At 56.9% G+C, this 9125-nt stretch carries 6 protein-coding genes and 2 pseudogenes; 6 read left to right on the top strand and 2 right to left on the bottom strand.

What is annotated here, in order from left to right; all coding sequences use genetic code 11:
* The 6 genes and pseudogenes from ACSQ36_RS46835 to ACSQ36_RS46810 all read left to right on the top strand — a co-directional run.
* Window positions 1-311: pseudogene (locus tag ACSQ36_RS46835) on the top strand (hypothetical protein); the annotation flags it as partial.
* Between the two features lie 5 nt (window positions 312-316).
* On the top strand, window positions 317-697 hold the full coding sequence (phaP, locus tag ACSQ36_RS46830; protein ID WP_436187610.1) for a TIGR01841 family phasin: 381 nt from the start codon (window positions 317-319) through the stop codon (window positions 695-697).
* A 269-nt stretch (window positions 698-966) separates the two neighbouring features.
* On the top strand, window positions 967-1890 hold the full coding sequence (locus ACSQ36_RS46825; RefSeq protein WP_436187609.1) for a hypothetical protein: 924 nt from the start codon (window positions 967-969) through the stop codon (window positions 1888-1890).
* 2033 nt (window positions 1891-3923) lie between these two features.
* The gene (locus ACSQ36_RS46820) at window positions 3924-4349 is read left to right on the top strand and encodes a hypothetical protein (protein ID WP_436187608.1); all 426 of its coding nucleotides are present in this window, start codon (window positions 3924-3926) and stop codon (window positions 4347-4349) included.
* A gap of 1074 nt (window positions 4350-5423) precedes the next feature.
* Window positions 5424-5699, top strand: coding sequence for a DUF1488 domain-containing protein (locus ACSQ36_RS46815; protein ID WP_436187607.1), 276 nt, complete (start codon window positions 5424-5426; stop codon window positions 5697-5699).
* 686 nt (window positions 5700-6385) lie between these two features.
* Entirely contained in the window at window positions 6386-7918 is a 1533-nt protein-coding gene (locus ACSQ36_RS46810) for a CHAD domain-containing protein (protein ID WP_436187606.1), read from the top strand.
* Window positions 7919-7978: 60 nt separating this feature from the next.
* Here the strand turns inward: ACSQ36_RS46810 and ACSQ36_RS46805 are convergent.
* Both ACSQ36_RS46805 and ACSQ36_RS46800 read right to left on the bottom strand, forming a co-directional pair.
* Window positions 7979-8810 (bottom strand): annotated as a pseudogene (locus ACSQ36_RS46805) (IS3 family transposase); the annotation flags it as partial.
* Window positions 8746-9125: transposase (locus ACSQ36_RS46800; RefSeq protein ID WP_436187605.1), on the bottom strand; the 380-nt coding region annotated here is incomplete at its 5' end. The pseudogene ACSQ36_RS46805 and the gene ACSQ36_RS46800, both read right to left, overlap by 65 nt.

The raw sequence follows: 9125 nt of genomic DNA, 5'->3' as shown, positions 1-9125 counted from the left end.
ATTTGCGCCAGACGCTGCGGTTCCGCGGTCCGGTGCGCCCCGGCGATACGGTACATGCCACGGTTCGTGTGAAGGAGGTGCTGCACGAGAAGCGCCGCGTGGTACTTGGGACGATGGCGAGGCGCTGGTCATGGTCATGTCGGGAGAAGGCCGTCTGGCTTTGGCGCAGCAACATCGAGTTAAGGAGACCGCCTAAAACGATCTGGAGCCACCGCCTGAGAATCCGCGTGTGCCCCCGGCCACTTTCTGAAGAACCCACCACTCAACTGGAGATAAACATGCCAATGAAACGAATCCCTTCGCCGAAATGACGAGGATGATGCAGGAGTTCAAGGTTCCGGGGTTCGATATGGCGCCGATCATCGAGTCACAGAACAAAGACATGCAAGCCGTCCTCAAGGCCAACCGGGCCGCCTTTGAGGCGATGCAGGCGCTCGTGCGCAAACAGACCGAGATGGTGACGGAGGCGATGCAAGGGATCCAGGATTCCGCCAAAGCCTTCACTGCCGGCGGTGCAAATGTCCCCGACCCTGCTAGGCAGGCAGCACTCGTGAGCGACGCTTATCAAAAAGCGCTCGCCGATATGAAGGATCTCGCGGAGATGGCACGGAACGCCCAGATAGACGCAATGGCGAACATCACGAAGCGGGGCACACAGAGTCTCGCGGAGACGCAGAAGCTGATGCAGACCAGATAGCCGCAGGCAATGGACGCGCGACCGCATGAGGTGCCGCGTGTCTTGACGCAATGGAGAACTGGATGACATGTCCCTCCCAGGTTCCGGACGAATATGTTCAGGCGACCATCAAGTCTGGGCAGAACCTGTGACAGGCAACGGCCTATCCAGCCTACATGTTCCCTCACAAGGACGCCACCCCGGTCAGCGCAAATGAACCGGGCGGTGTTGAATCCCTCGCGGAACTGCAACTGAACTATTTTCAGTAGCAACTCGCGCTATGGACGGGCATGATGACGGCCGTTGCAGACGATGCCACGGGCGTAGCCGAACAGGGTGACCACCGTTTCAAGGCGGCTGCATGGCAGGACATCCTCCCCTACAGTCTGCTGAAACAAGGTTATCTCAATTCTCGGCTAATCGCCAACATGGTCGGGGCAGCCAATCTCGATGAACCCACCCGGCAGCAACTTTCGTTCTACACGCGCCAGTTCATCGACTCGATGAGCCCGAACAATTTCGCCGCGACCAACCCGCAGGTGATGCAACTTGCCGTCGAAACGACCGGACAAAGCATACGGGTGGGTTTCGAGAACCTGCTCACAGACATGGGCAACGGTACCTTGTCAATCATCGACCAGACCGCATTCGAGGTCGGCAAGAACGTGGCGGTGTCGGAACGCGCTGTGGCGATTATTGCGACAAAACCGTTCGACGCAGATCTCGTGGTGATGGGCAGGGATGGCGCGGCTGGCGTCGACTCGTGCTCTGCAGCGATGCGGAGCACTTTCTGCTCCTCTCGGTGTGCCCGTTGCTGCTGGTGCCGCTGCCGCCCGTGGCGAAAAAAGCGCCGGGCAACGAGGCGACCATCGGCGGCATGGTGCGTACCTGACCGGGCCACTATGTCATATGGCGCGACCTGCCGCTCCCCTGCTCCAAGCCGGGTGAAAGCCTCGATCTCCCCACCGACGACAAGCATGGCTAGGGCCCTCGCATTCAATATGCAATACCCGCTCAGCCAAGGTGGGGAAACTCCAACCCGATCCCCCACCGCGCCAATACCGATACTTAGACTAACGAACCCCACGTGGCAATACGTGGCTCCGCAGGACCTCGACCTGGCCACCTTTGATGTACATGCATCGCACGTATTGCGAGTAGGCGATCTCATACCGCTGTTGCAGACTCCATGTAACCGACTCAGCCGCTGCTGAACCCGTAATCGTGTCCGAATGCACGACATCACCTTCGAGCGATAGTGATCGGCCGGCAATCTGGCCCGCGGCATAGTTCATGCAAAACGCCTGATCCCGGTCGGAGACGACAAGCGGCTTGTCAGACGCGGGCGTCGCCACAGCGGTCAGGTTCGGCGACGGCGAAACACAACTCGCGACAAGTACGCAAAGCGCAATTACCGGCAAAATTCTGAATTGAGTCATTCCGCAGCCTCGCCCTCGTCTAGATGGAGCTCAAAATTTCGCTACGGTTCATCCCAGTCATTGCCCACCATGCGGACGGCTCAGGGGTTGAAACGACCGAGTAAAGTTCAAAATGCGACACAGAACGCGATGTTGCATATATGCGAGGACGGGACCCGCTCAAGCAATATTCTCGACCTGGCACACGCCGCCTGAAAAATGACTCTCTTTTGCCCGAACCAACGCAGTCTATCTATTGTGGCAGTTGTCCACTATAGCCAATCCGTCAAATACGACTCGCCCGCGCCTCCAGCAGTAAATCTCCAGACGACAAAGAACACTAGATAAAAGGCAGCAGGTTCTCACCAAAACAGATGTGTAGGGGGCGCTCTTACCGGTCAACGACTTGCCATCAACGAAAACATCGCGTCCCGCTCATATTCGCAATCAGCAAAAACGATGCGAAGACGATATTGCCTCTTTACCTGCCGCAAAGGCAAAGCTTAAGTCGCACAAGTTACCAAGTTTTGATCTTGGACGCTCCGAGACAAACAGCAATGATCCATATCAAGAGGAACGAAGAAAAGCGTCGTCCATCGTGCTAGTACTACAGCCGTGTGCGACACGTGTCGCCGTCCGCCGAGCGTCATTGGGCATGCAGCGATGGATGGCAAAGCGCGATTCCGCCGTGTCATATTCAATAATGGAACATTGGAGAGATTGGATCTGTGACCTGCTGTGCGATCAGCAGTTGTCCACCCGGACGTGCGCGACTGGTAGCGGTCGGGCTCGAAGCTCCGGGGGCAATGGACCCGTGCGACGTGAAAGTCTCGTACTTCGCTGTTTCACGGTCGAAGCTGGACGGGAGGAAACCGGCCGTTCCGTCACCCCTAGTCTATTAATGCATGCGGAGCTAGCGACGGCTCCGTACGAGTGTGACACCGTCGGAGGGAATTCTTCCAATCCGGAAGCCTTGTCTCGCGTGGAAACAGTGGTCTGGATTGACGTTTTTAATCGCACTCGAAGTGAGAGTGTGCAAAAGCTGCGGAGGCTCGCCGAGAAAGCCACGCATGCTTTCCGCGCGGCGCCCGTTTCATATGGAGTACGATGGATCGATATCTCAACGTTGGGAGAAAGCCCTGCGGTTGATCATCGAAGCAAGGTTTGGCCGATCGAGACAGCGACACGGTCAATGACGGTGACGGAGTTTTTGACCGTGGTTGATCGCCGGGACTGTGGTCTTGACCAACTAGGTCTGATACTCGCCGAACGACGATCGCTGCTAGCCAACGTGCAGGCCGAATTGGTTTCGACCCTAGTGCAATGGTGGTTCTCGGGCCAGACCCATTCCCGGCTCTGCGGTGCTTCCCTACGCTACAAGGATAGTCGCTCGACGGTGCTACGCACTGTGTACGGCAAAGTGATCGTGAAGAGCCCGCGGCGCTGGTCGTATGCTTACGAGCAGACTGCGCAGACGCCTCAGCGTGTCGTGCATCCCTTGTCCAAAACAAGAACTAGCCGCGCCACGCCGGAACTGGAATACCTTCAGGCAAAGTGGGCAGCCCATGTACCTTACCGGCAGGCCACGACCATGCGTAAGGAAGTGATGCCTTTAAACAAGGGAATTTCGTTCAGCGGAGCCCGGAATCGGATTCACATTTTTGGAAAACTACTCGACGTTGATATCGGCTGTGACATCCCGAAGCTACTGCAGGCCGTGACAGATGTACAGGTTCGCAAATCCAGCCATGTCGCCGCCGCGAGCGTCGATTCGGCGTGGATGCAAAAATTGCGACCCGTTGGGCAGCCTTGGCCGCCACGGGAACATCGTGGCCGGGCGAGCGACGTTCACCGACGGTCCCCCAACGTGGTATGTCTATGTGCATAGGGAGGTCAAGTCGGCGGCAGCGCAAGTCGATCAGTTTCTCAGCCAAAACGGGGTGGCAAGCGATGAGCGCGTGACCGCAATCAGCGATGACGCAGATGAATTTGCGAAGACTCTCGATGGCAGTCAGCACGCTCGCGGCCGGATTCTCGACTGGTTCCACATCGCGATGAAATTCCAGGCGGCGCAGCGTTCCGTGTTCGGCAGCAAGATGATCGACTCGATGGAGCGCGAGTCGGTAGAGACTGAAATCATCCACGCCAAGTGGTTGGTCTGGCTTGAAGCAGTCTGTCGGGGCATCCGGATTGCACACTCATTGCTTTCTGTCTCGGGGCGCCTCGTCGAACGGGCAATGACCTGCGTCAATTGAACGGCAAGGTGCGGAGGTAGGCTACCAGTACCGCGCAATTGCTGACAGCTGCCAAGGTGCACGGGAGCGAAGATGACGAGGGGTGCCGCGCGGACGCCAGTCCACACGTCGGCACGGCCCATTAACACCGCGAGGCAAACTCCATGGGATTTTTATTATTAGCCGCAATCTTCCTTTCATCGACTGGATTGTTTGTCAGCGTTTCGGTAGCGCGGACGCCGGCGGCGGCGATTGCACCCGCCCCTGCTTCCGGTTCAGGAGAAGGCAGGACCACCGCCCAGCAGCCGCGTCCCGAGTTGCCCAGGTGAGCGCTCCACTCCCTTAACAGGGTCCTGGGCCGCCCTTACCCATACGGCGTCGAACAAACGCGTAAGTGTGGATGCGTATCGCCGCAGCGCCAGTTCGATGCAGTGGCGATATGTGCAACGGCAGCGAACGACAGTTGTCCGATAAAAAGCGGTCGTTACGGTCCTCTAACTCTGAACAGCAGCCGAGGGTCGCGAACGGCCCTCCAGTTGCTGAACAGGGCAGCATAGACTTCTCTCGCCCATGGATAGTACTGTGCCAGATCATCTCAGGTGCCTAGGGCCGTTACCGTTAGTTAAAGGTTTCGGTGGCGTCCGGCGGCTTGCCGAGTGCTCGTGACGCGAATGCTAGTTGTGTGTCGTGCTTGGCTGGCTTGTGCTTGCGTGCAAGTTGCGCTGCTGGCAGAGGGATGGATGTCTGTCCGCTCTTCGTTCTACAACCTCGTGATCTCCAAACCCCGCTCTTTCTCATCAAGTTGACAAATGTCACGGGATCAGTTTTTGTCGTGCCTATGCTCGGATATACGCCCTCTGACGAAGGCTTCGTGCGATTTGCCGTGGTCGCCGAACTATCCTCTTATCTTGCAGACGCACGATCTCATGAATTGGCACGTGTTCAGGGCCCGACGTCTTGCCGCCTTCGCATTCGACATAAATGATTGTAGCCCCGACCTTACTAAAAATCGCTCATGAAAAAAATTCAAGTACGTTCGGGAATGTTCGAAACCAAGTTGCAAAACGATGCAGATAAATCGTTGAGTGGATCACAATGAAGATCTCTTTCCCCCCTGAAAGTCCCGCTTACTGCGCCGTTGACCCAGCCTTGGTGTTTTCTGCCATAGTCGACGGCGTCCGCCTCAAATGTACTATCACCGCCGAGGCACTCGAAGACCATTTTGGTGCGAGGTCGGTTCTTGAAGAGGATCTCAAAAAAGCATTCGGAGCGCATATCCATGCCATCCATGTAGCGGCTAGACGGATTTTCACCGAGCTCGGCGTGATGCCCGTGGCGCTGCATAGTGGCTATTTTAGATTCTTTGAATGAAGGTGGCCTGATATCCTGACCTAGATCGGCTATCTTGAGGGCGACTCCCACTCCATTCTGGCAGTTTCGTTTAGGCAGATCGAGACGCAAGCTTGATTCGCACGCGAAACGCTTGATGTCCCCACGGTCTGTCGCAGCGGGAACGCCTAGCGTCGCATGCAAAAGATCCGGGCGCTTTGCTAGTCAGAAACGGTCGCCCAGTGATTGCGGCTTTCCAAGTAGCGCCAAGGTTATCGCTGCAGGCAAGATCACTTCCGTTTATGACCGCGATCTTGTCGAGTCACAAACAACAATGCCGATCATGCTAGAGCAACGTCGCCGGCCCTATGTACATCCAAGCTCTAAAGCAGGCTGGTCTTCAGGCTATTGCTTGGCAACGGCAATGCACCGACCGATACGAACGCTGTACCATCGCTGTCAACGCGAGAAAGCCGCAGCTTGCTGCTCAGGTCGTTTCGGCCATAGCGATCCAGTGGCCGGGACGCTCCGCCTATGTGAGCGCTGACATTACGGCTGCGACAGTTGCCAGCGGGCATAGACGGCGCGATTTCTTTCTTATCCATCGATGTGGCGGACAACGGTTATTCTCGTTGCTACGTAGATGTTGCGGGCAACCTCGGGCGGTTGCGAAAACCTGGCATTCCACCGACAACACGCAGCGGACCTCGACAAAGGGAGCGTCGTACATGGAACGCGAAATCAAGCTTCAGGCAAACAAAGAACAACTCAAGCAGATTCACTCGCTGCCAGTGCTGGTTCCCTTGCTTGAGGGGCAACCCCGAACCGAGCACCTTGTCAGCACTTACTTCGATACCCCCGACCTGATCTTCCACGAAGAAGGTATCGCCCTACGCGTAAGAGCCATTGGCGACGGGTTTGTGCAGACGCTCAAGACGGAAGGCTCGAGTAAAGCCGGCATGCATGTCCGAGAAGAGTACGAGACGCCTGTAGACGCGAACGTGCCCGATATCAATGCGCTCCGGAACCGCGTGCCCAAAAAATCATCTGTCGCCAGACTCTTGGCGATGACTGACGCAGGTACCGCTCTTATTCCGCAATTCACGACCCGGGTCAAACGTAGAGTCTTGTCCCTGCGATTCCCGGAAGGAGATGAAGTCGAGCTCGCGCTTGATGATGGCGTGATTGAAAGTGGTTCCTCGTCCGAGGTTTTCCAGGAAGTCGAACTGGAGCTCAAGAATGGCAAGCCGGACCGTCTTTATCACCTCGCGTTGGACCTGTTACGAGCGATCCCCATGCGCATCAGCAGTTTGAGTAAAGGCGAGCGCGGCTACAACTTGATCCGCCCAATGCCCTACGCTGAGACGAGGGCGCAGTCACTAGTGCTGAGAAAGAAAGATACGGTCGAGGCCGCGTTTGAATGCATCGTGCAGAACTGCCTTGCACAGATTCAGGGCAATGAACTCGGAGTCATAAGAAGCGACGACGCCGAACCGGTTCATCAAATGCGCGTGGGCATTCGACGTCTGCGCTCGGCACTTGACCTTGTCGAATCCCTTCTGGTTTTCCCTGTTTCGCTTGAAGCGGAGCTTAAATGGATAGCTGGGAAACTGGGCGCTGCACGTGATTGGGAAGTCCTGGTCACATCAACGCTATCCGGAACGTTTGGCGATGCGCACCGCGACTTTGATGGACAAGCGATGCTTCGGGTTGCGAGAGAAACCGCACGAAAACATCGTGCCGAGGCTGCAGCCGCGGTAGATTGCACCCGATACGCCTGTCTCGTCATTGAACTGACGCGTTGGTTTGAACAGTCGCGATGGCGCGAAGGTCTGGACGACGGGCGACGCGATGCCCTGAGCGTACCCGTGAGCGAGTTTGCTGCCCAAGCGCTGCATGAACGGCACCGCAAGCTAATGAAGCGGGGACGGCATCTTCCGGACCTCGACCCCAGCACTCGCCATCGCGCACGAATAGCGGCGAAAAAGCTCCGGTACGCCATGGAATTTTTCGCCACGCTTTATGAGAAAAAGACGCTTCAGAATTACGCCGCAACGCTCACGCAACTGCAGGATGATCTAGGGTGGCGCAATGACTTGGCGGTTGCCGACCGCTTACTTCGAGAGCTGGCTGCGACTGCACCCGATGCGGCGATTAGTGCGACATATGCGAGAGGCTTTTTAGCGTCGCGCATGGCAGAGGACTACGGCAAGCTCAAGACGCTGTGGAGCGAGTTCAAGCGGTTGTCTGCGCCGAAATGACAATTCGACATCCGACCGGTTTGAGGTTCCCTCGATATTCCGTCTTCCAGTAGGTGGAACTTATGCAGCTTGCTCGCCCTGATTTTGTTCACTGATCCAGCGGTCGAGATACTGGATTGGTGACCTGTAGCCGAGCGTTGAATGCTGCCGTTTGCGGTTATAAAAGACTTCAATGTAGTCGAAGCTCACCGCCTTCATTTCGGCGTGTGTGGCGTAACGCACGCCATGATACCGCTCGTTTTTAAAGCTGTTAACCAGCTTTCAGTGGGGGCGTCCCAGCAGTTGCCCTTACGACGCATCGAGCACGTCATGCCGTATTCTTTGAGCTTGTCTTGGAAAGCGTCGCTCGCGACTGCCCCGATCCGAGTGATGCATGAGGCCCGCAGCCGGTTGGCGGCGAATCCAGGCCATGGTCAACGCGTCCGTCACAATGTCTGCCGTCATGCGTGGCTTGAGTGACCAGCCAATCACCTCGCGGTTAAACAGATCCAGAACGATAGCCAGATACAGCCAGCCCTCGTCGGTCCAAAGGTACGTGATGTCCGATGTCCAGACCTGGTTAGGCGCTGCAGGGGTGAAGTTTCGATCGAGCAGGTTCTCAGCCACCGCCAAGCCGTGCTTTGAGTCCGTGGTGACCTTGTAGCGCCGTTTGTGACGCGCCCGGATGCCATTCTCACGCATGAGCCCTTTCAACGCGCTCCTTGCCGGCGGTGAAGCCACGCAGGCGCAATTCACGCATCATGCGTGGACTACCGTAAGCGCCCTTGATTTCAGCATGAATGGCGCGAATCACGGCCACCATTTGATTGTCCGTCAACCGCCGGCGCTCAGGCTTGCCGCCTCGCTTCCACGCTCGATAACCGCTGATGCTCACGTCGAGCACAACGCACATTTCGATCTGTCACGGCTTTGGCTTTACCAATTCGGCCGGCAAGGCGTCGGTAGAATGCGCCAAGCGCGGTATTGCTTCTTCCAACGGTCACCGCCGCAAGCCTGAGTGCGACTGTGATGCGGCTGCTGGTTTTGCGCGTGTGCGATGACAGTACCTTGCCACCGCTGATCTTGCAGCCGGGCGCAAGCGTGAGCCATGAAGTAAAGTGCTTGGCGGTTGGCCATCGGCTCAAGTCCGTTCCACATTCGCCAATCAGGCGCAGTGCGAGGAACGGGCCGATGCCGTGAATTTGCGTAAGGTCGGTCCCCGCCAACC

The organism is Caballeronia sp. LjRoot34 (assembly GCF_964253815.1).
Taxonomy (GTDB): Bacteria; Pseudomonadota; Gammaproteobacteria; order Burkholderiales; family Burkholderiaceae; genus Caballeronia.
The sequence above is the reverse complement of the archived record's forward strand: the minus strand, read 5'-3'. Positions and strand labels throughout refer to the sequence as shown.